At 60.9% G+C, this 22,669-nt stretch carries 28 protein-coding genes; 5 read left to right on the top strand and 23 right to left on the bottom strand.

Annotated elements, in window-relative coordinates:
- Window positions 1-66 precede the first annotated feature (66 nt).
- The 6 genes from P8K07_03515 to mvaD are packed head-to-tail and all read right to left on the bottom strand — an operon-like array spanning window position 67 to window position 5,714.
- Window positions 67-321, bottom strand: a complete 255-nt coding sequence (locus P8K07_03515) for a hypothetical protein (GenBank protein ID MDG1957588.1) — start codon at window positions 319-321, stop codon at window positions 67-69.
- Window positions 314-1,237: a mevalonate kinase gene (mvk, locus tag P8K07_03510; protein MDG1957587.1), complete on the bottom strand. Its 924-nt coding sequence runs from the start codon at window positions 1,235-1,237 to the stop codon at window positions 314-316. Before mvk ends, P8K07_03515 begins: the two co-directional genes overlap by 8 nt.
- Window positions 1,238-1,256: 19 nt before the next feature.
- Complete coding sequence (locus tag P8K07_03505) at window positions 1,257-2,546, bottom strand: hydroxymethylglutaryl-CoA reductase, degradative (protein ID MDG1957586.1); 1,290 nt, start codon at window positions 2,544-2,546, stop codon at window positions 1,257-1,259.
- Complete coding sequence (gene fni, locus P8K07_03500; GenBank protein MDG1957585.1) at window positions 2,543-3,634, bottom strand: type 2 isopentenyl-diphosphate Delta-isomerase; 1,092 nt, start codon at window positions 3,632-3,634, stop codon at window positions 2,543-2,545. Before fni ends, P8K07_03505 begins: the two co-directional genes overlap by 4 nt.
- The gene (locus P8K07_03495; protein MDG1957584.1) at window positions 3,631-4,722 is read right to left on the bottom strand and encodes a hypothetical protein; all 1,092 of its coding nucleotides are present in this window, start codon (window positions 4,720-4,722) and stop codon (window positions 3,631-3,633) included. Before P8K07_03495 ends, fni begins: the two co-directional genes overlap by 4 nt.
- Window positions 4,713-5,714, bottom strand: coding sequence for a diphosphomevalonate decarboxylase (gene mvaD, locus P8K07_03490; protein ID MDG1957583.1), 1,002 nt, complete (start codon window positions 5,712-5,714; stop codon window positions 4,713-4,715). The genes P8K07_03495 and mvaD overlap by 10 nt, the downstream gene beginning before the upstream one ends.
- A gap of 231 nt (window positions 5,715-5,945) precedes the next feature.
- Here mvaD and P8K07_03485 point away from each other — a divergent pair, with 231 nt between their 5' ends.
- Entirely contained in the window at window positions 5,946-6,176 is a 231-nt protein-coding gene (locus P8K07_03485; protein MDG1957582.1) for a helix-turn-helix transcriptional regulator, read from the top strand.
- A gap of 205 nt (window positions 6,177-6,381) precedes the next feature.
- On the opposite strand, the gene P8K07_03480 is transcribed toward P8K07_03485, so the two are convergent.
- Both P8K07_03480 and P8K07_03475 read right to left on the bottom strand, forming a co-directional pair.
- Window positions 6,382-6,543, bottom strand: coding sequence for a hypothetical protein (locus P8K07_03480; protein ID MDG1957581.1), 162 nt, complete (start codon window positions 6,541-6,543; stop codon window positions 6,382-6,384).
- A 95-nt stretch (window positions 6,544-6,638) separates the two neighbouring features.
- Window positions 6,639-7,193, bottom strand: coding sequence for a hypothetical protein (locus tag P8K07_03475; GenBank protein MDG1957580.1), 555 nt, complete (start codon window positions 7,191-7,193; stop codon window positions 6,639-6,641).
- Window positions 7,194-7,371: 178 nt separating this feature from the next.
- Between P8K07_03475 and P8K07_03470 the strand changes: the two genes are divergently transcribed.
- The 3 genes from P8K07_03470 (at window position 7,372) to efp (ending at window position 9,570) form a co-directional block, all read left to right on the top strand.
- Window positions 7,372-8,175 (top strand): hypothetical protein, encoded by an 804-nt coding sequence (locus P8K07_03470; protein ID MDG1957579.1) that lies wholly within the window; start codon window positions 7,372-7,374, stop codon window positions 8,173-8,175.
- 335 nt (window positions 8,176-8,510) lie between these two features.
- On the top strand, window positions 8,511-8,975 hold the full coding sequence (locus P8K07_03465) for a hypothetical protein (GenBank protein ID MDG1957578.1): 465 nt from the start codon (window positions 8,511-8,513) through the stop codon (window positions 8,973-8,975).
- A gap of 28 nt (window positions 8,976-9,003) precedes the next feature.
- Entirely contained in the window at window positions 9,004-9,570 is a 567-nt protein-coding gene (efp, locus tag P8K07_03460; GenBank protein ID MDG1957577.1) for an elongation factor P, read from the top strand.
- Window positions 9,571-9,597: 27 nt separating this feature from the next.
- On the opposite strand, the gene P8K07_03455 is transcribed toward efp, so the two are convergent.
- The 12 genes from P8K07_03455 to P8K07_03400 form a co-directional block, all read right to left on the bottom strand.
- Window positions 9,598-10,380, bottom strand: coding sequence for an enoyl-CoA hydratase-related protein (locus P8K07_03455; GenBank protein ID MDG1957576.1), 783 nt, complete (start codon window positions 10,378-10,380; stop codon window positions 9,598-9,600).
- A 579-nt stretch (window positions 10,381-10,959) separates the two neighbouring features.
- Complete coding sequence (locus P8K07_03450) at window positions 10,960-11,196, bottom strand: MoaD/ThiS family protein (protein ID MDG1957575.1); 237 nt, start codon at window positions 11,194-11,196, stop codon at window positions 10,960-10,962.
- Between the two features lie 10 nt (window positions 11,197-11,206).
- Window positions 11,207-12,373 carry a molybdopterin-synthase adenylyltransferase MoeB gene (gene moeB, locus P8K07_03445; protein MDG1957574.1) on the bottom strand — a complete coding sequence of 389 codons (1,167 nt, stop codon included), beginning with the start codon at window positions 12,371-12,373 and terminating at the stop codon, window positions 11,207-11,209.
- Between the two features lie 14 nt (window positions 12,374-12,387).
- Complete coding sequence (locus P8K07_03440; protein ID MDG1957573.1) at window positions 12,388-12,687, bottom strand: hypothetical protein; 300 nt, start codon at window positions 12,685-12,687, stop codon at window positions 12,388-12,390.
- A 1-nt stretch (window position 12,688) separates the two neighbouring features.
- Window positions 12,689-13,342: an LON peptidase substrate-binding domain-containing protein gene (locus P8K07_03435; protein ID MDG1957572.1), complete on the bottom strand. Its 654-nt coding sequence runs from the start codon at window positions 13,340-13,342 to the stop codon at window positions 12,689-12,691.
- Window positions 13,343-13,413: 71 nt separating this feature from the next.
- A complete protein-coding gene (locus P8K07_03430; protein MDG1957571.1) occupies window positions 13,414-13,635 on the bottom strand; it encodes a (2Fe-2S)-binding protein in 222 nt (73 codons plus the stop codon).
- Between the two features lie 59 nt (window positions 13,636-13,694).
- Window positions 13,695-14,333, bottom strand: coding sequence for a glutathione S-transferase family protein (locus tag P8K07_03425; GenBank protein MDG1957570.1), 639 nt, complete (start codon window positions 14,331-14,333; stop codon window positions 13,695-13,697).
- Window positions 14,334-14,435: 102 nt separating this feature from the next.
- Window positions 14,436-15,140, bottom strand: coding sequence for a lipoyl(octanoyl) transferase LipB (gene lipB / locus P8K07_03420; GenBank protein ID MDG1957569.1), 705 nt, complete (start codon window positions 15,138-15,140; stop codon window positions 14,436-14,438).
- Complete coding sequence (locus P8K07_03415) at window positions 15,137-15,979, bottom strand: 2-oxo acid dehydrogenase subunit E2 (GenBank protein ID MDG1957568.1); 843 nt, start codon at window positions 15,977-15,979, stop codon at window positions 15,137-15,139. Before P8K07_03415 ends, lipB begins: the two co-directional genes overlap by 4 nt.
- Before the next feature lie 44 nt (window positions 15,980-16,023).
- Entirely contained in the window at window positions 16,024-16,692 is a 669-nt protein-coding gene (locus P8K07_03410; GenBank protein MDG1957567.1) for a ribonuclease HII, read from the bottom strand.
- 23 nt (window positions 16,693-16,715) lie between these two features.
- Window positions 16,716-17,558 carry a TauD/TfdA family dioxygenase gene (locus tag P8K07_03405; protein ID MDG1957566.1) on the bottom strand — a complete coding sequence of 281 codons (843 nt, stop codon included), beginning with the start codon at window positions 17,556-17,558 and terminating at the stop codon, window positions 16,716-16,718.
- A 10-nt stretch (window positions 17,559-17,568) separates the two neighbouring features.
- A complete protein-coding gene (locus P8K07_03400; protein ID MDG1957565.1) occupies window positions 17,569-18,576 on the bottom strand; it encodes an amidohydrolase family protein in 1,008 nt (335 codons plus the stop codon).
- 85 nt (window positions 18,577-18,661) lie between these two features.
- On the opposite strand from P8K07_03400, the gene P8K07_03395 reads away from it, so the two are divergent.
- Window positions 18,662-19,687: a hypothetical protein gene (locus P8K07_03395; GenBank protein MDG1957564.1), complete on the top strand. Its 1,026-nt coding sequence runs from the start codon at window positions 18,662-18,664 to the stop codon at window positions 19,685-19,687.
- On the opposite strand, the gene P8K07_03390 is transcribed toward P8K07_03395, so the two are convergent.
- The 3 genes from P8K07_03390 to P8K07_03380 all read right to left on the bottom strand — a co-directional run bounded on the left by P8K07_03390 (window position 19,684) and on the right by P8K07_03380 (window position 22,616).
- A complete protein-coding gene (locus P8K07_03390; GenBank protein ID MDG1957563.1) occupies window positions 19,684-20,550 on the bottom strand; it encodes an alpha/beta hydrolase in 867 nt (288 codons plus the stop codon). The two genes, P8K07_03395 and P8K07_03390, sit on opposite strands and share 4 nt — an antisense overlap.
- Before the next feature lie 92 nt (window positions 20,551-20,642).
- A complete protein-coding gene (locus tag P8K07_03385) occupies window positions 20,643-21,533 on the bottom strand; it encodes a hypothetical protein (GenBank protein MDG1957562.1) in 891 nt (296 codons plus the stop codon).
- A 39-nt stretch (window positions 21,534-21,572) separates the two neighbouring features.
- Window positions 21,573-22,616: a hypothetical protein gene (locus P8K07_03380; protein MDG1957561.1), complete on the bottom strand. Its 1,044-nt coding sequence runs from the start codon at window positions 22,614-22,616 to the stop codon at window positions 21,573-21,575.
- Between the last annotated feature and the right edge of the window lie 53 nt (window positions 22,617-22,669).

Below are 22,669 nucleotides of genomic sequence, written 5' to 3'. Positions count from 1 at the left end.
CAGAGCAAGCTGTTTGCTTCCATGTGGGCGAAAATGGCCTCGACGGAGCCCCTCAAGCGGAGGGGATCAGGCCCGCAGGCCCCACCAGGCCACGGCCCCGACGACAAGGACCTGGATCTCGGTGATCACCGCCCCACGCCATTGATCGGTGAGCGCGGCGGTGACCAGAACCAGCGCACTCACGGCAACCACGATCGGAAGGACGAATCGATCGGCGTCCGGATTCGAGGCCTCGGGCTCGGTGGCCTCAGGCTTTGCCGATCGTTTCTTCTGTCCTGACTTTCTCGATGATTTGCCCATGGATTGATTCGAATCATGCACCGGGGCTTGCTGCAAATCGAGACAGGCTGGTCCTGTAGCCGGCTTGCTGCAGAATTTGCTGGATCTCTGCGGCGTTTTCGCCGCAGAGCGCGAGGATCGCGCCGCCACCGCCGGCACCTGTCAGTTTGGCGCCGAGCGCGCCTCCCTCGAGAGCGACTTCGACCGCGTCGTCCAGTTCGCTCGTCGAAACCCCGAGCGCGCGGAGCAATCCGTGATTCATGGTCATGGCATCGCCGAGGAAAGCGAGGTTCCCGGCACGGAGCGCTTGATCAGCCTCGCCAACTAGCGCGGTGATGGCATCGAAGACTGGCTGATAGATTGCGGGCTGCGCGCGTGCCCGGTCCCCCAGCGCACCGACTGTCGATGAGGTTGTGTGCCGGGTGCCGGTCTCCACGAGCAGTAAAACCAGTTCAGCGCCCAGGGGCACGTTCTCGTAGGCGAGCGGCGGACCGATCTGGAAGCGCAGCACGCCTCCCATCGCCGCTGTTGTCGCGTCAATCCCCGAGGGCCGGCCGTGAAAGATTTTCTCGATGCTATTGGCGGCCACGGCCACCTCTGCATTCGACCAGATCTCCTCTTGCCCGGCCAGACAGGCTCGCACGAGACCGACCGCGAGCGCTGCGGAGCTGCCGAAGCCGACCGCCTCGGGTAACTCGCTCCGGATCGACAAGGAAAGACCGATGCTATCGGGGATTCCGGTAAGAGAGGCGGCTTGTCGGAATGCCTCCGCCAGACGCGGATCAGCACCCGTGGGCACATCGCGTGCCTGTTCCCTTGCCGGCTGCAAGGAGATTTCGACGCCCTGCTCCAGCCCTGCCGCGATTGCGGGGCTGCCGTGGACGACTGCATGCTCGCCCAGGAGGATGACTTTGCCCGAAGCCCACCCCGTTGCTCTCTCCGCTCTGAATTGTGACATCCGGGTCGAACGGGGGCCGTCAGGCCTTCGCATCCTCGGCAAGCAAGCGTCGCGCAGCCTCAATTTTGATCTCGCCCTTTTGGATCAGGAGCTCGGCGATCTCCTCGACGCGATCGTCGGGCACCCCGGCCCCAGATGCGACTGCTCGCGCGTGCCGCGCCATATGACCTTTCTGGATGCCTTCGGTCGCCAGGGCGCGAAGAGCCCCGAAGTTCTGTGCGAGGCCGACCGCGGCCATCACGGAAGCGAGTTCGGTGGCCTTCTCGCAGCCAAGAAGTTTCAGTGCGAGGCGCGCTCGTGGATTGCCGTCGACCGTCGCGCCGACCACGCCTACGGCGATCGGAATTTCGATTCGGCCGCGGAGTCCCTGCTCCGTTACCCGCCATGTAGACAGCGCTGTATAGCTGCCTTTCTGTGCCGCGAAGGCATGGGCGCTGGCTTCCAGGGCGCGCCAGTCGTTCCCGGTGGCAATGGCGACCGCATCAATGCCATTCATGATGCCTTTATTATGGGTGGCTGCGCGATAGGGGTCGGCCTCGGCAAAGAGGCTCGCCAGTTCGATAGCGCGGGCGACTTCGGCACCGGAGCGATCCGGCATCTCCAGAGCTGCAAACGTATAGAGGGCCTCGGCTCGCGAGACTCGCCGGTCCGGCAAGTTGGAGAGGATGCGGAGGTGGGCCCTGCCACCTGAAAGCGCCGCGATTTCCGGTGCCAATTCCTCGGCGATGGTATTGATTGCATTTGCGCCCATCGCGTCGCCAACATCGATATGGAGATGGACCACGACAAAGGTATGCTCCATGGGCGCGGGCAGAATCCGGACGTCGATGCTCCGCGCGCCCCCACCGCGTCGCGCCATGCCCGGCGCCAGCGCGTCGATCCGCGCCATCAAAGTGCCACTGGCGGCTTCGATCGAAGCCTTGGCTTGTTCTGGGTCGGGGACATCGACCAGTTGGATTTGGGCGATCATGGAGGATGGGTCGCTCTCGGCTCGAAAGCCACCTCCATCAAGTGCCAGACGGGCCGCGTTCGAGGCTGCAGCGATGACGGAGGGCTCTTCGGTAACCATCGGGACCAAACGGTCCTCGCCATCCACTCGAAAATTCAGTGCGACCCCCATTGGGAGTGCATAAATGCCCACGGTGTTTTCGGTCAGTTGTGCCGCGCGCGACAGGGCGAGCGGCGCTTCATTGCGCAGATCCGCCATTTCTTCCGGGTTCAAATCCCAACGTCTGGCCAATTCCTCCTGGCGGTCGGCAATGGAAAGCCTGTGAAAGCCCGAGATTCTAGACTCTTGTTTGTGTTTCATCGAGCGCCTTTCCCCCGCTTGGAGGGGGCGGTCTCCCACTGCCGAAGCTTGGGCCCCCGGATGTGGTCGGCCTTGCCCAGCTCTCGCAGGTTCTTGCTACCCGTCAAGAGCATCGCGATCTTGAGTTCGTGTACCAACTGTTCGACAAATTCCATCGCGCCCGGGACCCCACCCGCTCGGTAGGCCTGATACACCGGGAGAGCGACGCCGGCGATGTTCGCTCCGAGCGCGATGGCGCGAGCGATATCGAGGCCGGTACGAATTCCACCGCTGGCGATCGTGGTCAGGCCCAGACCCTGCACCTGCACAAGACTGCCGGCCGTCGGGATGCCCCACTCGCGGTACACTTCGCCGGGGCCCTGACCAGGAGTTTCGCGCAGGGCCTCGATCCGGATCCAGGAGGTTCCTCCTGCCCCGGAAAGGTCGAGGTTGCGGATCCCGGCCTCCTTGAGCCGAACGGCGGTGGCACGGGAGATTCCGCAGCCCGTTTCCTTGGCGATCACGGGAACTTGAAGGCCTCTCTTCAAGCGACGGAAAGCTTGCAGGCCTCCACGGAAATCTCGATCGCCCTCGGTTTGGATCATTTCCTGACCTACATTGAGATGGAGGCAGAGGCCGTCTGCCTCAAGAGAATCGATCAGCGGAGTATATTCCGGAAGTTTCATGGTGCAGGCCTGCCCAAGCCCGATATTCGCAAGGACGATGGTCGTCGGTGCGTATTTGCGGACCTCGTAGGTCCAGGCCGAGTCGGGACGGCTTTGCATTGCTCGTTGGCTTCCCACTCCGAATGCGATTCCGCAGGCTTCTGCGACTTTCGCCATATCGCGATTCACCGCGAAGGCCTGACGTGTGCCCCCCGTCATTCCTGTAATGATCAGAGGCACCGCCAACGTCTTGCCCAACCACTTTCTGGTGGTGTCGAGTTGATCATAGGAGACATCCGGCAAGGCTTCGTGGATGAGTTCGACCTCTTCCAAAAGGGTGGTTTTGTGCTCGGTGCCGACATCTTCGCGCAGGCATAGGTCCAGATGGTCCTGCTTGCGTTCGGCCAGAAGGTCTTCCGCGGTGGATTTTTTTCGGCCGCTCATCGTGTGCTCTCCTGTTGCGCTACAGCACCGTTTCCGGTGGTTTTCAGAGCAACGGTTCCAAGGGAATTAATCACCGTGTCCTTTTGCCAGAACGGCGGCTCCGGTGCACGGATGAGCGCAACGGCGCAATCACCGCCGCCCGCTCCCGAGGGCTTGATGGACAATGCGCTCTCTGCGCGACTACGCGCTTGCAATCGACGCAGTTCCGGGCTCCAGACCGGTATGCCGGAAATCACCGGAAGGCGTGCGAAGAGTTCCCCACCGTCTGCGAGTGCTCGAAGTGCGAGATCCGCGTTGTTGTTCAAGCAAGCCTTCCGGAAATCCTGGGTGGCCTCGGTCATGCACGTGTTCCAGGCGCGCAGGGCTTGCGCGCCCGCCTCGCTCAGGGGGCCGTGTCCTGCAAGTGCGTGGCGAAAATGTGCTGCGCGTGGGCCGCTGCGCGCGGGTCGTCCGGTCGCCAGGGCCCGGAGGTCCAAACCCGCCGGGAGCTCGAGTGGGGCGACCGAAAGATCAGGCAGATTCGTACGCGCCGCTTCGCTGATATTGCGGGGCGGTGGTGCGTCGCCAATGCCTTCCACCCAGGCCAACCCGCCTGTGGTGATGGCCGCGACGTCGGCACCGGAGCCTCCCTGCTGTGCCAGTCGGTGTGCCTGAACTCCGAGCGTGATGCGGCGAGTTTGGTCTCGAATCGATGCCGCGCCCGGGAGTTCGGCGACTCCGGCGAGAATCGCCGCCGTGATCGCGGCGCTGCCTCCAAGGCCGACTTTTGGGGTGCCTCGGTCCAGGGTTTCGGCGGGGGCAATTTCGAGGTCCAGATCTGCGATCCCTGCTGCGCGACACCCGACCTGCACTGCGGCCACGGCGAAGCGCATGCTCTCGGGGGCTCTGTTCACTTCTTCCAAATTCGGAGGACAAAGGTAGGATTCCCCACCTTTGCGGATGATCCGGATCTGACCGGACCCGGAGCGCGCGGAAATCTGGCATTCCAACCGCCTGTCCGTTGCGCAAAGAACGGCGGGCTCACCGGCCGTCACGGCGTACTCGCCGAGCAGGAATAGCTTTCCGGGAGCGCTGGCGCTTATTTCCAAGGGGCCTTGCCCTCAAGAACACGAACACCACTGCCGGCGCGAGCTTGTAAAACCCGCAGGACGGCGGGGACCGATTCGAGCTTCGCTGCCACGGCCCCCATATCTTGTTGTTGACAGAGAACTTTGACTTGAGGCCCTGCGTCCATTGTGAAGTAGGCGTCGAGGCCCGTCGCGCGCAGTTCGCGTACCGCTTCCATGACGTGCAAGGTTGCCGGTTGCCAATAAAGGACGGCCGGTCGAGCGGCCATGGTGACTGCGTGCATGCGCAGCGTGCTTTCCTCGGTGATTCTGCCGACGGTCGGAAAATCCCGGGCATGAATCGCGTGACGCATCGATTCGAGGTCATCTTCCTGTGCGGCCAGCCATCCAGAGTAGAGAGGTGAGGTTTCGGCGACGTGCTGCATCGCATCGCGAGAGGATGTTTTCTTTTGGCCTTCGTCCAGGATCGCAACGACCATTCCGAGCGCCCAGTCTTCGGCTGGCAGGAGAGGATCCGCGAAGGAGTCGTCGCCGCCAGGGTCGGTGCCACGGTGCCATTCGACGAGGCCTCCGAAAACCGAACGAGAGGCGGAGCCGGATCCCCGTCGAGCGATCGCCGAGAGTTCGCGACGGGATGCAGATACCTCGAGGAACGAAAGCGCGGCAGTGGCTGTTGCGCAGTAGATGGCTGCGGAGGACGCCAGACCGGCCGCGACCGGAAAATTCGTCTCTATATTTACTGCCAGCGGGGTCTCGCTATCGTACGTTCTGGCGACCCAGTCCAGAAAACTGACCATTTGGTCGTATGCCCTTCCAGGGACCGTCTTGCCGCGGCTCGTAAAGCGATCGGCGGGACGCATCGAAATGGTCGCCTCGGCCTCGAGCCCTTCGAGCGTCAGGGAAATGCTCCCGACTGCCGGCAAATTCGCTTCGGGGTCGCGCTTGCCCCAGTACTTCACGAGCGCCACGTTGGCACACGCGCAAGCTTTGGTCACTCGTTCCGTATTGTCCACCCTCTGCAGTTACTCTGCCCCTCGCTCGGTGGCAAATCTCCGCCGATCAAACGGAGAAGTGGCAACTTTTCGCCGATCGGGACCGAGGCTGGTCCAATTTCGGTGATGCAGAACAGGGCACGGCATTTGCGTAACTGTGAAGAGCAAGGGTTGGAGGGCTCTCGAATATCTATGGCGTTCGCCCGTCTTACCTCAAGTCAGCCGGAGGTGCGTCCGGCGGAGGATACAGAAATGCAAATAAAAAATGATATCAAGGTTCGTGATATGCGTCATCAACTCGAGATGACTCAGGAAGAATTCGCTCAGGAACTCGGAATCACCGTCAGTACCGTGAACCGATGGGAAAACGGACATTCCAACCCGAGTAAACTGGCGCGAGCCACTCTGGAGCGAATGGCCTCCCGTCATGGCGTGGTGGTCGCGGCACCCCACAGACCCGCGAGGTTCCCGTCAGGAGACTGAAAAGGATTACGGACCTCGGAAGAATCTGAGGCTTTCGGCCGGCCCGGCCGACAGCGCGAGCGGCGGAGGTGATCCGAGGGCGCGTGAGGCCGGGTTGATATCTTGTTTGGGGTTCTGTGATTACCGGCGATCTTGCTCGGGTACGGGACTTGAACAGGAGGTTACGTCGGCGGGCCGTCAACTCCGTTCCGGCCCCAGGTCCTGCTCAGGCGTCGAACTCCAGAGGTAAGGGGTTTGTCGGGGTCGTGGCTTCCTCGGGTTGCGTTCCGAACCGGGCTTGCAGTCCGAGTATGGCTCCAAGGTGGACCAGATCTTTCTGGTCCAGCAGGAGCATAGCCATATCAGCTTCGCTGAAGGTATTTTCCATACCTTTACGATAAGCCCGAAACAGGCGTGCGCAAGCCCCAAACGGGCCGTTGCTCGGCCCTCGATTCCGGGACCGTGCCGCCGGGGAAAGGTTGTCTAGCGATGGTCCCCGGTGAACCGAAATTCGGTCGTACCGTCGAGTTCCTCGGGGCTCACGAAATAATCCCCGTCGGTTGTGACATTCCAGATTCCGGACGCGGTTGCCTGGTCTCCGCCCGAGACCGCACCTGCGATCCCGCCCACGAAGGCCCCGGTAACGCCAACGACCAATTTCACGGGAAAGTATAAAATACTGCCGATGGTGGAGCCTACCGCCAGCAAAGCTCGCTTTGTTCGGTCAAGATTGGGCGAGTCGCTCCTCGGCTGCTGGCCGCGAGACTCGAGCTCGCCGGGCTCGGCATAATTGGACCATTTCCCGAGATCTCCGCCACGGGCTCCCTCGGTCGATTTGATGGGGGCCCCGACAATCACGGCCTCCACGTTACCAGCTTTTTCCACGGTCAAGACTTCGTCCTCGGCAACGGCGAGAGCGTCGGCTGCGGCAGCCGCGGGAAGGAACGTCACTGCCGCCCCTGCGAGGCAAAGGCTGAGGATCAGGCGCTTCGAGATTGCCTGAGGGCGGACGGTCGGTCTGGTCGGTTCTTGAATCATTTTTTCCTCTCCGAGTCGGAATTCCTTTCCAAGCTTGCCCGCTACGGTGCTCTGGATCAAGCCCTCCAGATTTTTCGGGGCATTTTCAAGGGTTTGGCAGCAAGACCTTCGTAATCTTTACCGCCTATCCTTGCGGAGGGGGACCCGTGCGCTACCCTTTGCGTCGGTCGACCCTTTTATGACGGAATTTGCTCGATGCTTTTTGTTGGTGCTCTGCCAAAGCGCGGTCGGCGGGATGCTTTCGCTTGCCGTCCCGCCCTTCAGGGATGTGGAGCGCGGATTCTACAAGTCCACAGGGGTCATCTACTTTCTTTTCGGTCTGCTCGGGGCTGGCGGTACCATTTATCTATATTTTTCCCGGCCGGAGAGCTCGATCGGGGCCGGAGAGACGGCCTTGTGGATGGCCTTCCTCCCGGTGATGGCTCTCTATGTATCGACCCTTTGGGGCGAGGCGGAGTTGGCGCGGGCGCGACTCTTCCCGCTCGGCCTGGGGCTCGGATTTCTGGCCTTGGGCGTGAGCGCCGTGTCCCTGTCGTCCGAATTCGGTTTTGCGGTTCAGGTTCTTGCCGTTCTGACGAGCTTTGCCGGCGCGGGCGTCCTCGGGGGCGTTTGGACCGGAATGTGGTTCGGCCATTGGTATTTGATCGATATCGAAATGGATATCGAGCCCTTTCGGAAGTGCTTTCGGTTTTTTCTGGGAACCCTGATTTTCGAGACTGCGGTCCTCGCCATCGGCATCTTCGGCATGTGGCTGCTCGGAGGCTCCGGTGAAGAGCGCTTCTTTGGGTACTCGACGGCTGTGGCCCTCCGAGTGCTCCTCGGTCCTCTGCCCGCTCTCGGGATTGCGCTGATGGTCTATCGTGTCTTGGTCATCCCGCAGACCATGGCCGCAACCGGCTTATTCTATATCGAGCTGATATTCGTTCTCACCGGAGCTTTTATCGGCCGGTACATCACCTTCCTGACCGGATTTCCTCTCTGAATCGAGAGGCGCGGGAAAGAGCCGAGATGCCCGCAGGCCTCGTGACGTCCAGCCGACATCGAAACCGACTTCAAGACCTTCCTTCAGCGCTATTTCGGGGGGCTTGCCGCGGAACGCCTTGGCCAAGGTGACGAATTGCAGGTCGAATTCGACCTCACGACCTGTCGCACTGCGCAGGAGGCCTCGTCGGGTGGCGTGCGAAAGGCGCACGACAGTGCCGCGGTAGAACAGCTCGGCGGGCGCGATGTCAGACATAGGCCGGTACACAACCAGCGAATCTTCCGGCACGCAATCCCGTAGATGCGATTGTCTTCCGAATTCTGTAGTTTGTTTATGTGCTCTTCTGGATACACCTTCTCGCGACAGGCGGATTTCTCGGTTCGACCCTTGGCTTGGCCCTATTTACCGTCGGGCACGCTCGGCGTGCGCCTGACCCAAGGCATTGCCGGGCGCGTCTTGCTCATGTTCTGAAAATTTATGATCCTCTGGCGATCGCCCTTCTCGGTTTGATGGTGATGACTGGCGCCTGGAGTATCACCGGCCTGAAGGCGGAATTGGGTGAGGCCTATTTTTCCACCTTCGCCACTTTTCTTGCTGGAAAGCTCACCCTCGCTTTTTTGGTGGTGATGTCGGGCACCTGGGTTTCCATGGGCATTGGGCATCGGGTGGTTCGAGAAGAGGAATGGGGTGAGGATGTGGACGAAAAGCTGCTGAAAAGTCGGCTCGGTCGCCTCGGAGGCGCTGCCTGGACGACGGTCCTGCTGACCCTCGCTACCGTCTGGATATCAATCAGGTCATGAACCGGCTTTGCCGGTGGGAGAGAAACCAATGTTAATTCCTGCAACACAATTACGCGTCGGCATGGTGATCATGCATAACAAGGAACTGCATCGGGTATTTCACGTCATGCACGTCACTCCGGGAAACTGGCGCGGCATGGTTCAGACCAAGCTACGGAACCTGCGTTCGGGCAACACGGCGGAACACCGATTCAGCTCCAGCGACAAAGTCGATCGGGCAACGCTCGAGCAGAACGAGATGGAGTTTCTCTACGCGGATGGGGAGACTTTCCATTTCATGAACACCGAGACCTACGATCAGATCGAGTTGACTGTCGACGACCTCGGAGACGCACGCAAATTCTTGCTCGCGAATATGAAAATCGATGTGGAAAGTTTCGAGGGGCGACCCCTCGGCGTGTCGCTGCCCAAAAACGTCGACCTCAAGGTCGAGGAGACGGCTCCGGCGATCAAGGGCGCCACGGCAGCAGCACAGCTCAAGCCCGCCACGACCGAAACCGGTCTGGTCGTGCAGGTGCCAAGCTTCATCTCGGTAGACGATGTGATTCGAGTCGCGACCGAGACCGGCGACTACGTCTCCCGCGCCAAGGATTGAGCGGCAGCAGGAGACGCGCCTCGCAGGCTATCGGCCTTTCCATGCGGGGGCGCGCTTCTGCGCGAATGCGAGCGGCCCTTCAATCATATCCTCGGAGCTGAACAGCGCCCGCACCGACGGGTATTGACCCGGATTGATAGACTCCTGCAGCGGCCGGTCCAGGCTGCCCATGGCGGTTTCCTTGGTTGCTCGAATGCTCAAGGGAGAACACGCCAGAATTTCGGCGACCCATCTCTCGGTGGTGGCGCGAAGATCCTCAGCTGCGGCCACCTCGTTCACCAAGCCGAGATTCTGTGCCTCCGTGGCGCTGATTCGCTTGCCTGTGAGCATCATGCCCATCGCCATCTTGAGTGGAACATGCCGCAGCAATCTTTGGGTGCCACCGGCCGCAGCGTAGAGGCCGACTTTCGGCTCGGGGAGTGCAAAGCTCGCACTTTCGGCAGCGATGATCAGATCGCAACTCAGAGCCATTTCGAAGCCTCCACCAAGAGCGAAGCCGTTGACCATGGCGATCACCGGTTTGTTCAGGTCAAACCTGTTGGTCAAACCACCAAATCCGCTTTCGGGTGGCGCCGCTAGCTTCCCCTGGTTTTCGGCAGTCCATTTCAGATCGTTGCCTGCCGAAAATGCCTTCGTCCCTGCTCCCGTCAAAACAGCAATCCAGAGATCGGGATCGTCGCGAAAGTTGTTCCACACCTCGTGTAATTCTTCGTGGCAAGGTGGATGCAGGGAGTTCATGACCTCGGGGCGATTGATCGTGATCCAAAGCACTCGTTCTTTAGTTTCCGTTTCTATGAAATTGCTCATCATCGCAGTCCCTTCTTCCATGGTCGGGGTATATCCGGTTTTCGACACGGGATGTAGCCTCGGACTTTTTTACGAAGAAAGAAACACCGTCGATTTACAAGAGTTTGGTTAGGGCGTATTCTGGTGGTGATGGTTCGGGCGAAACACAGCGCCCGGGGATCTGGATGACGCGGTGAAGCCGCGTGGATCTGGTGAATCATGCGCACGGCACAGGAACGGCGGCTGGGACGTGCGGGCGGGTCTGGTCCCGCGGAAGAGTCGGACCGTTTTGACGGTGCGACGGCGCCGAGAATGGAGGTGGTCCAAATTGGCTGATAGTACATACACGGTGATCTGTGAGGTGGTGGCCTCCTAGGCCAGTCACGGTAATATCGTGGTGGCCTGGAGATCCAGGCACCATCGGCCCCGGGGGCGCCCTGTACAACCGGCAGGGCCCGCGCCTTTGACGCTAGTCGTCGGAACACGCGCGAGAAAACGTCCTCGGGGTTTTTTTATGCCCGCTGTCTGTGGAGGCGGCCCCGTGAGCACTCGGAACATCAGAGCTCTCGCCGTCGGACGCACCGGAGAGAGTGATGTCTGGGCTCAGCCGCCGCCCAGAGGCGGGATCAGTCCAACGACCTGCCCCTCGGCCAGAGATACCGTCAGGTCTGCGCGTTCATTGTTGATGAAGGCTGCACCCGCATGACCTTCGGGAATCCCGAGTGCGCTGACGGCGTCCTCGGCCGTGGCTCCCTCGGGAAGCTCCAACTCGATTTCGTCGCTTCCGCCCTCGGGAGCGAATTTTCGCAGGCCTGCGAAGAGTTTGATTGTGACTTTCATTTGGTCCGTCTCAGTGCAGGCCGCAAAACTCTTCGTAGTCGATGAGTTCGGTTATGGTCGGGGATTCGCCGCAAACCGGGCACTCCGGATCGCGACGAAGCTTCATGGTGTTGATTTCCATGGCGAGGGTATCCAGATGCAGGAGCCGGCCCATAAGGCCTCGTCCAGCCCCCAGGATCAACTTTACCGTCTCAACCGCCTGAATGCAGCCGATCAGACCGGGCAGGACGCCAAGTACGCCGGCCTCGGCGCATGAAGGAGCAGCTCCCGGAGGTGGTGGCTCGGGGAACAGGCATCGGTAGCAGGGGCCTTCGTGGGGCTTGAAAACCGTCGTCTGGCCTTCGAACTGAAAAATGCTGCCGTGAACGTTTGTCTTGTTCAAAAACACGCAGGCGTCATTGACGAGATACCGGGTGGGAAAGTTGTCGCATCCATCCACGATGATGTCGTAGTCAGCAAAGAGGCTCATGACGTTTTCGGAGCTGATGCGCTCCTGATAGGGCACGACTTTGACGTCCGGGTTCAGGCCCTGCAGCGTCAATTGAGCTGATTCGACCTTGGGCATCCCGACTCGCTCTTCGGTATGCAGGATCTGGCGCTGGAGGTTGGATCGATCCACGGTATCGTCGTCGACGATACCGATGGTGCCCACTCCGGCCGCAGCGAGATAGTAGGCCGTCGGCGAACCGAGACCGCCTGCGCCGATCAGAAGGACTTTGGCATCGAGAAGTTTTGCCTGTCCCTCTTCGCCTACCTCAGGCAGAAGAAAGTGGCGGCTGTATCGCTGCAACTGGTCGGGCGTGAATTGATGGTCTTGTGTCCATGGGTGCCCGGCTCCCTTCCAGACGCCGTAGCCCCCTGCCATCGATACCACATCGGTGTAGCCCATTTCCTTGAGGGCGCGCCCGGCGATCAATGATCGCGTCCCTCCCTGACAATAGGCGACGATCGGCGTGTCTCGATCCGGAATGGCGGTTTCGATCTGAATTTCAAGAAAACCCCGGGGAACCGAGACTGCCTCGGGGAGGTGGCCTTCCCGAAACTCTTCTTTTTCACGAACGTCGAGAAGGACCGCCTTACCGAGTCCCTCGGCTATTCTGGCGGATACCTCGTCTGTCGATACCTCGGGCACGATGGCGCGGGCATCCTTGAGTACATCTTGCAGGCTGCGTTTCATGATTCACCTCGAATTTACCTCGATTTACTAGCATGTGAATCTATGGGCTGCCTTATCCCATCCGAGGCGGGGGAAGCGCCCTCCTCGGCCGCCTTGACGGCCAACATCAACTCCGCGATATCCTGGGTCACCAGGCGGCTGTGAATAAAGGTCACCGCCAATGCGAAAACCTGGAGAAAGATCGTTGCCATGCCCGCATAGATCAATGTCTCCACGGACGCATTCTCATGTCCGACTGAAACTCCGATTACCATCGTGACGATTGCGGAGATGAGCGCGATAAGCGCAAGCAGCGCCGGGATTTGGGCCATCATCTCAGTGCACGATCCTTTCGGCGTCCGACAAGCCCTGGACGGTGCCGGCAAGCCGGAACTCGACGAACTCAAGCAGGCGGTCCGCTCGCAGGAGGGCCGTGTCGCATTCCAGCAAAGCCATTTTTTCGACCATATTCAGATCCATCGCGAAAGCGAGCGTATTGATCGCGATCGCGGGGTCATCCGGAAGGTGATCGACGAGGCTCCCTTCAAAGTTACGTCCTTCGCGTTTCAGGAGTTCCTCTAGTTTCGGGACAAGTTCTGCGGGAATTGCAGACAGACTCTCGTCGATTCCCTCGCCGTCGAGCCATTCAATCTCGGCAATGCGATAGGGTTTCTCGCCCTGCTCGAGGCGAATTCGAAAACGTCGGAACCCTTTCAACAGGAGATTGGAACGTCCATCTTCGAGGAGTTCGAATTGGTCTATTTTGCCGGCGCAGCCGATCGGGAATACAGCCGGATCCCCGTCGGGGCTCGGCTTGTCGGCCGGATTGAGCAATACCATCCCGATCATGCCCTCACCGGCGCGTGCGTCGGCGGCCATCTCTCGGTAGCGCGGTTCGAAAATATGCAGGGGCAAGCTGAGCCCAGGGAAAAGAATGGCATTCGGAAGGGGAAAAAGGGGAATGCTCGCGGGCAATTCAATCTCGTTCATAGGCAACCTCGGCCGTCCGGTCTTGGTCGGCAGCCTCCGAGGGTATCACTCGATAAGCGGCAGGCAAGACGTCAGTCCTCCCCGCGAAGCATCCGAGTGATGACGGGCCCGCATCGTTTGGCCCCACAAGGGCCGGTCGCGGCCCGCGTTCGCATTCGTACTTCGGTGATCGTCGTTGCACCGGAGTCGATCGCCTTCTCAATGATGCCCCGTTTGATCTTGTTGCAGAGGCAGACCACCCGGAAGGACTTCACGATCGCGAGTCTCTTCGCTTCTTCCTCTTCAGGCGTCATCCGCGTTGCCTGCCTTCCTGAACCACGGCTCCGGAGTCAGCATGGTTCGCGGCTCGGGATCAGATCCCTTGCAGACCGCGAATGCTCTCGCGTTGACGGAGCCTGTCGATATAGCCTCGAAGCGCCCTCGTCTCGGCCGGGAGCTCGACACCGCGACCAGCCAGCAGAAGCAAGCGCGGGGCGAAAGCGGCATCCGCAAGCGTGAAGAGATCGCCTCCGAGGTATTTGCGACCGCCTTGAAGTTCCCGCTCGAGGCGGAAAAAGGCTCGATCCAGTTCGTCCTTGGCGCGCCCCAGTCTGTCGGGATCGCCGTTCTCTTCCTTGATATACTCGGTCAGGTAGTTTCCTGCCGGTAGAACGAAGGCCTGATCGGCAAAATCCTCGAGACTGCGGATCCTCGCGCGGTCTGCGGCTTCCTCGGCGGGAGGCAACAGAGCAGGCTCCGGATACTCGTCTTCGAGGTATTCGCCAATTGTCGTCGAGTCATAGACAACAATACGTTCGGGGTCATCAGCGCCCTCCTCGTCGACGAGGACGGGAACCTTGTGAAATGGGCTCATTTCGACGAAAGCGGCCTCGAACTGCTCATTTTTCCGCAGGTCGACCGGCACCAACTCGTAATCGAGCTGCTTCTCGGCCAGCACGATCCGGGCCTTCTGGCCAAACGGACACTGCATATAATCGTATAGCTTGAGCATCGCCTCTCCTCCGAAACCACACCGGACCATCAGATCCGGCCGTACAGATTGCTACGGGAAACGGGTTCGCGAAGCAATATAGCGGCCAAAACTATCATGAAATCAACTAGGAGCGGGCGCTCCCAGGGCGCTGGCCATCGCCCGGGCGACCGTCTCCGCCACGTCCGGCAGGCTCGGTCTGGCGCCGGAACCGGCCTCCATGATCGAGGTCATGCGGATTCCGGGAATCCCGCAGGCGGTAATCCGCTCGAATCCACGGACGTCGTTGTCGACGTTGAGGGCAAACCCATGCCAGGCGACACCGCGTCGCACGGCGATACCGATCGAGGCGATCTTGGCCGATTCCATATCGTCGGGGCGCCGGACCCAAATGCCCGTGCGGCCCGACTCTCTGTGCGCGTCGATCTCGTAGGAGGCCAACGCAGCGAGGAGACCGGCCTCGATCTGCCGGAGGTAGCGGTGGACGTCGCTGCCTCGACGTCGGAGGTCCACGATCGGGTAGCCAACCAACTGGCCGGGGCCGTGAAAGGTAGCATCGCCGCCGCGGCCGGTGCGAATCACAGGGACCCCGGCCGCGTCAGCCGGGAGATTCGCCGGATCCCCGCTGCGGCCCGTCGTGTAGACCGGCGGGTGTTCGAGGAGCAGAAGTTGATCCTCTCCCGCCCGACTGGTCTCGATCAATGATTCCTGGAGCTGCAGGGCCCGGGTGTATTCCACCCGCCCCAGAAAGCGGCAACGGAGAGTACCTTCGTCCCGGTCCCATAGGGCTTTGGGTGCCCTCCCGAGGGTGGGATCGGCGCTGGTCACGTCTCTCCGAGATGGATTCCCGTGAGGAGCTTTTCGGGATCCTCCAAAAGGAGACGGAGCGCCTCGAGATATGCCGCCGCCTGCTGGCCGTCTACCGCCCGGTGATCGCAGGACAAGGTCGCGTGCACGGTGGCGGCCGCGCGGACGGCGTTCTTCTCGACCACCGGTCGGTGGGCAACCATCCCGAGTGCCAGACTGGCCGCCTGCGGCGGATGAACGACCGTGGTGAACCGGTCGACGCCGCGCTTGCCGAGATTGGAGACGGTAAAGGATGCACCGGCAAGGTCTTCCGATGCGAGCGTCTTGGCCTCGGCCTGGCTGCGTAAATTGGCTGTGCGCTCGGCTATCTGGAGCAGGTTCAATCCCGGCGCATCGTGCAGTACCGGAAAGATCAGTCCCTCCGGGAGGGCAATTGCGATCGCAAGATGAATCCGTCGGAGAACTTCGATTGCATCCCCGACAAAGCGAGCGTTCAATTCGGGCTGAGCAACGAGCGCGTCTGCTGCTGCTTTCAGAAATATATGGCCGCAGGATATCTGGTGGCCCTCGTCGCGCAGCCTCGCACAGAGTTCCAGGGCGCGGTCCATGAGAATCTCGCGCTCGACATGAAAGAGCGGCACTTCGCGTTGGCTTTGGTGCATCCGTCGGGCGATTGCAGCCCGCATTCCGGAGACCGGAATCCGATGCACCTCGCTGGCGGGCAGCGGCGCCACCGCGGACGCCGAGAATCCGGGAGGCGAGCGATCGACGCGGATCGGGCCACCCTCCCCGCGAGGCGGTTCGCTTGAGGCCCCACCGGGCCCGTTGGGGCCTTCCGTTCCGTGCTTTCGATTGTCCATAGATGTTTCTTGTCGGAGTTCGGATTTCCGTTCCCTATATGACTCTAGCGCGTCGAGGCTCCCGGAGCATCTATCAGCCGGGCACGGACCGGAGCGAAGGATCGCCGGTGGGCCGGACAAGGCCCCAAATCATCCAATGCCCGGAAATGCTCGGGAGTGCCGTAGCCGGCATGTCGACTAAACCCGTATCCGGGATAGGTTTGATCGAGCACCGCCATTCGGCGATCTCGACTCACCTTGGCCACAATCGAGGCCGCCGCGATCGAATAAACGGACGCGTCGCCCCGAACGATCGCTGTCTGAGGAAAACTGATTTCCGGGATGGTGCGGGCATCCACCAAAACATGCTCAGGTGCCTCCGGAAGTCCCGTCACTGCGCGACGCATTGCCTCGAGGGCTCCGTGATATGGGTTGAGTTGGTCGACTTCGGCGGGGGTCACTTCGCCGACGCTCCAGGCCACCGCCGCAGCGGTGATTTCTTCGAATAGTTCTTCCCGTCGCTTGGGGCTCACTTTTTTGGAGTCCCGAACGCCGTCAATCGCAATGCTCGGCGGGAGGATGACGGCCGCTGCCATCAATGGGCCGGCCAGCGGACCAACACCGACCTCGTCCACGCCGGCTATTCTGGTTTGGCCGCTCGACCAGAAGACTTTCTCGCGCACGAGCGTCTCCTGCCGTTGGCGAGCCCAGCGATCCTTTCTCGATTCCCCCATGCAGACGGTCCGGGCTTTCGGGTTCAGACGGGTCGATCGCCGACCACTGTGACTCGCTCGACGCGGCGGGTCGCCGGGCGGTAATCAAAGGCAGCATAGTGCTGGACGGCTCGATTGTCCCAGAAGGCAACCGAGTCCTGCTTCCAGCGGAACCGACACTGATATTCCGGAATCGTGGCTTGTCGGTAGAGTTTGCGCAGCAAGCGATGGCTCGCGACCTCCTCCAGACCCTCGATATGAGAGACAAAGGAGAAATTGACGTAGAGCGAACGTGCCCCTGTCTCGGGATGCGTGCGGACAACGGGATGTCGCACGTCGGGGTACTTCTCACGCATGCGGACCTGCTCATCCGGCGAGAGGTTTTGTCCAAAAACCCGCGTGTAGGAATGGACGGCCGTCATCCCGTCGATCTGTTCGCGTATGTCGGCGGAGAGCCCGTCGTAGCCAGCCTGCATATCCGCAAAAAGAGTGTCGCCGCCGACGTCCGGGATCACTCGTCCCCGCAGGATCGAGCCTAGCGAGGGCTCCTCGCGCCAGGTGACATCACTATGCCAGCTGTTTTGACCTGATTTCGATCTCTCGTCGTGATGAATGACCACGATCTCGGGGTGGTCGGGATGGTTGGTGGCGAACGGATGAATCTCCAGTTCTCCAAAGGATCGCCCGAAGGCGATATGGTCCTCGCGGCTGACGTCCTGATCGCGGAAAAAAATCACCTTCCAATCCAGCAAAGCCTGCCGAATTTCGGCGATACACGAAGGTGAGCAATTTCCATCCATACGAAAGCCGGCGACTTCGGCGCCGACGGTCGGGGATAGCGGGTCCACCGAGATCGTCTGATATTTGGTTCGCGGGATTCCGGACATGAGTTTCCTTTCACGTCTCGAGGCTGTAGATGCGTCGAGCGGTTCCCGCGAACATCGCAGATTGCTCGCTGGCGCTGTAGCGCGAGGCGATTTTCTTCAGGGCATTCCAGAGGACGCCATAGCCTACGGAGAGGCGATCGACCGGGAAGTTGCTTTCGAACATGCAGCGCTCGGGCCCGAATTGTTCGATTGCGTAATGGTAGTAGCGTTCCTGCAGTTCGATGAACTCATCCGAGGTTGGAGGGCGCTCGCCACGAAACCACGGGAACCCGTTATCCGGCATGGCCAGGCCGCCCGCTTTGAGCACGGTGTTCTCGCAGGAGGCCGCGTCGGCGATGCCGATCTTCCATTCCTCGAAAATCGCATCCCGCATTCCCGCGTAGCGGCCGACACCGAGCGGTGTTCCGAAATGGTCGAGAACCATCACCGTATCCGGGCAGGCCCGTGCCAGCTCGGCAAATTCGGCGTTCTGATAGTGATAATGCCACGAGTCGTAGGTGAAGCCGCGCTCGGCCAACCGTCGCACGCCTTTGCGAAAAGCCTCACCCTTGAACTTCTCCGGCGGTGCCGGCGGTGGGATCATGAGGGCGGGATCGTCACAGCTGCATAGGGCATCGCGAATACCGCGGAACTTGCCGGCCGCTGCCGCGATATGGGCGTCGAGGATTTCGTCGAGCGCGGGGCTTGCCAGGTCGGCGTGCGCAACGATCCCGGCGATCGGCGGCGCAGCGGGATTTTGGGCTTGCATCCGGGCTTCCTCGGCAACCACAAACTCGGTCTCGCCCACCGACCGCAAGTGTTCGGGGCCATCCTCTCGGTAAGCCGACTGGCACTCCATGAACATCGTTGCGACCACGTTGTGGCTGCTGGTTGTATCTGACGCTAGTTCGTCACCCGAGTAGTTGAACATCGAGCCGGCGGGCCAAAGGTGATGGTGCGGGTCCACAATCTCGACCTGCGGATCGAGGACTTCCTCGGCGACTTGGGCGAGCCATTCAGGGGTTCCACTCTCAGGCATGAACGACATCCTGCGGTTCCTCTGCGCAGAACGCAAGCAGGATCCTTTGCGCGGACACACCGCGCCAGAGTATACTCCTCCACGCATGCAATCCCGGAACCGCAACGTACTGCTGGGAGCCCTCGCGAGCGGTGGCTTCGCACTCAGCCTGCCTGCAGGAAGGATTGCCGGAGGCTGCATGCGAGACTCGTGTGATCTGTCGTTGGTCGGCGGCCAAATCCCGATCGCGGCCCTTTCCGTCGGCACAGCCCTGCTGGTTTTCCACATCGGTGCGCGGATCGGACGGATCCGATCGGGATGGCTGGCTGCCCTGTTCCTTTGCTCCAGTTTCGGATGGATGATCGGGCTGCAAGGATCTTTGGCGCCCTTTCTGACAACCTTTGGCGCTACGCTTGCGGCTGCCCTTGTTCTGCAGCGGTCATCGGGAGTTGATACGACTCTCCCGCCGCGGGCTATCGGACTTCTTTGGAAGGGCGCGGCTCTCCTCGCTCTCCTGGGTATTGCCGTGAAGCTTTTCGCGGCAATGACCGATGATCCTTCCCGGGGCGGCGAGAATCTCGCTCAGGGTCTTTTTGCCATATTCCCATGGCTTTTGATCCTGATCGCTGTGGCCTCCTGGAAAATCGGCCGCGGCGTGAGCCCTCCCGGCTGGGGATTTATTGCGAGCTGGGCGCTGGTGGTCTTCTGGCTGTCCCTGATCGTCACCGCAACCCTCTGGTCGGTTGAGCTTGGCAACATGATACTGCCGATTCTGCCGCCATTGGCATTGATTGCCGGTTTGACGCTCGGGCCTGGACCCGAAGGAAAACTGCCCCGGCGGATGGTCCGACTGAATATGGAGATCGTCGCTGCCATCGGACTGATCATCGCGTTCCTGTTGCTGAGCGCCATGGTCGCTCCTGTCGAGACGGTCTTGCCCGAGAAACTCCGGAACCTCTGGCAGGAAGGATTCGGAGGACTACGCAATCACGGTATTCTGACCATGCTTCTCGCTTTCGGAATGCTCGGCCTGTCGGTCGCGACGATCCAGCAAGCCCGAGGAGCGCATTGGTTCCGGGCCAGCCTGCCTCTGGCCTTGCTGATCACCCTTCTGCATATGTTTCTTGCCTAGGCCGTGCCGCCCGCTATCGATTGGCGCAGAAAGTCCGCAATCAAGGCGGCCAAATCCTCCGGGCACTCAAGATGAGGATGATGCCTCACTCCGGGCATTGTCACCCGCTGCGCACCCGTTGCCTCAACGCGGCCGGCGATCTCGGCCATCGACATCGCAACCGCGCTGGAGCCGCCGTCGATATAGAGCATCGGACACTGGACTCGTTTCCAGAATTCCCAGGCCTGTTGAGAATAGTACGGCTGCGGCGACGTGGTCCGGTGTAATGGGTCGTATTTCCAGAGATAGCCGCCCTCCACCGCGCGCGTCCCATGCAACACCATATGACGAGCAGAATTCTCATCGAGAAGAGGAAAACCTTCGTGCAATCGACGCACGGCGGCTTCACGAGCAAAAGGCTTCAGGATGCGGCCCTCGATCCGCTCGAGATCATCGATCCATTTGGCAAACTTCTCCGGTGCGACCGAGAAATCTGCGCCGGGGGGGCCCAAGCCTTCGATATTGACCATCGCCAGGACCCGCTCCGGTTCGGTTCCCGCATATTGCACCGACACATTGCCGCCCATGGAATGGCCGACAAGGCAGACCTTGTCGCCGAGGTGGCGGACCAGAAAGCCCAGATCGGCCACGTATTCCGCAAAATGATAGTAGGCCCCGGCGCCGCCCCAATCCGAGTCTCCATGCCCGCGCCAATCGAGGGCGACCGGGTGATAGCCCGCGTCGCGCAGGAGTGGCGCCAGCCCGTCGAAGGCATGCGCATGTTCCAGAAGTCCATGGGCGAGAACAACCACCGGCCCTTCCCCGCCCCAATCCAGATAGTGCAGGCGCAGTCCTCGCGTCTCGAAATACCGGCTTTCACTCACCCGAACAGCCTAAGGAAAGCCGCGTGCGCGTGCGAGCAGAGCCGGTCCGCGTCCAGCCGATCGGTCGAGACGATCTCGCTGCAGTCCATCTCCTATTCGTTCAGGGCCGCGACATCGACGAGCGTGTCCCCGATATTATAGAAGTCCACCGTGACGAAGTTGGCCATTCGATCATTGCGGAGCATGCATTCCTCGATTCGAGATCCAAGAAGTGGGTTGAAATTGATCTGCTCCGCCAGCTCCGGGGAGCCCAGGGTCTGCGTCAGGAAGTGATTCAGGATAAAGAGCGAATTCTCCGGGTTGCCGCGATTCGGCTCACAACTCAAGTCTTCCGGCACAGAAAACGAATAGGGTGTCTCAAAGGCGAAATCCCAAACCGGCAAGTACCAGTCGCGTGCACCTCCATCCAAATCGGTAAATACAACGAGTCGTTTGCCACTCTCGATCATCTCTCCCAGGGTGGGCCAGGGATCCTCGAGGGACTGCGCATGCGCATATTCGACAAGGCCCGCCTCGGCGAAAACGTCCGCGATATCATCACCATCCACATAGCTTTCGAAGATAATCGTCACGACCTCGCGGGGATTCGCTTGCAGGAATTCGCGGATCTCCGTGAGGGTGGAGAGCAGCGGATAAGTGCCCAGGTCCGCCAGCGCGTGATACTGAACCACTTCTCCGTCGAGGATATACGCGTCGAGCATCAACCCGCGGATGCCATCGGACAACTGCCGCGGGACCGCAAACTCCTGATTGGGTCCAATGAATCCATCCGTGGCATTCGAGTATGCATTATGAGTCGTCGCATAGGCGACTTCGTCGTACGCGCGATCACATAGCTGGCTCCCTCCGTTGCAGAGAAGCGGCGTCGGCGTCGGCCCCGGGGTCGGTGTGGGGGTGGGATCGGGACCGGGGCTACCGCTATCCCCGCAGGCGGCAACGATCATGGCGGTACACAAGGCGAGCAGGCTATTTCGCATCAGCATGGCCCTGCTATGCCATACCACAGTGCCCGTTGGCGAACGTCAGGTCGCGGTCTCGAGCTGACCGGGTACGTTCCAACACCGCGGCATGGGCGCGTTTGCAACCGTCAGGAGCCCGGGTGCCGCGGTACAGACATCCGGGATCGAATTGATCATCCGTGCGGCTGTGCCCAGCGTGCCGGCCCCGGCATCGCTGCCGCTGCCCGAGAGCCCCACGTTCAGGTGTACCCCCGGATCGCCATCGACATGCACCTTCCAGACGCCCGCATGAGGCTCGACTGACCAATCGGGGTCGAGCGCATCGCCTACCCGCCACATCAGGTCTTCGGTCACCACCGCATTTCCCGCAGCCATGACCGAGACCTGAAGGTGGATCCCACCCACTGTACCGGCCTTCACGCGCCCTCCGAGCATATCTTCGCGCGCCCGGGCAAATGCGGGACGGGTACCTACCGACTCGACATCGAATGCGAGCGCTTCGGCAAGCATCCGGCACGCTTGCTGAAAGGAATTGGTCATGAAGTCAAAGTAGTCCGGATCGGCCTCGAGCGCCTCGACTTGGCGGCCAAACCGCATCACCTCCGTCAGCAGGAAGGGGTCCCACCCGCGCAGATCGCCGTTTTCGCGTATATGTACGCCGCGCACGCGGGCGCAAAGGGACGATGCAACCAGCGGCAACAGATCACCTCCGAAGCCGGGGTTCACCCCTGTGCCCAGAAGGGAAGATTGCCCCTTCGTGCATGCCGCCTGCAAATCCGCGAATTCCGGACGACTCTTCGGATAGAAAGCGGCACTTGGCGTGATCACGTTCTTGCCCGCAGCCAGAATCTGCAGAATTTCGTCGTAACGCTCAAACGGTGAATTATAGAGCACGACGTCGGCATCGACCCCGAAGGCTTCTTCGCCATTGCCGACGGCCTTTACGCCAAGGGGAGCAATGCCGGCAATCTCGCCTGCGTCGCGGCCGACCTTGTCGGCGTGATGCACAACCGCGCCAACCAGCGTCAGTTCGGGATGCTGCGCGATCAGCCGGATCTGCTCACTGGCAATGGAGCCGGTGTACCATTGGATAACACGGTAGGGCATCTGGACCTCCTGAGTTGAAACACGGGCCGACCATGACCGCCGACATCGAGGAT

Source organism: Candidatus Binatia bacterium, assembly GCA_029248525.1.
Taxonomy (GTDB): Bacteria; Desulfobacterota; Binatia; order UBA12015; family UBA12015; genus UBA12015.
Note: the sequence above shows the minus strand (reverse complement) of the source record. Positions and strands in the feature narration are given on the sequence as shown.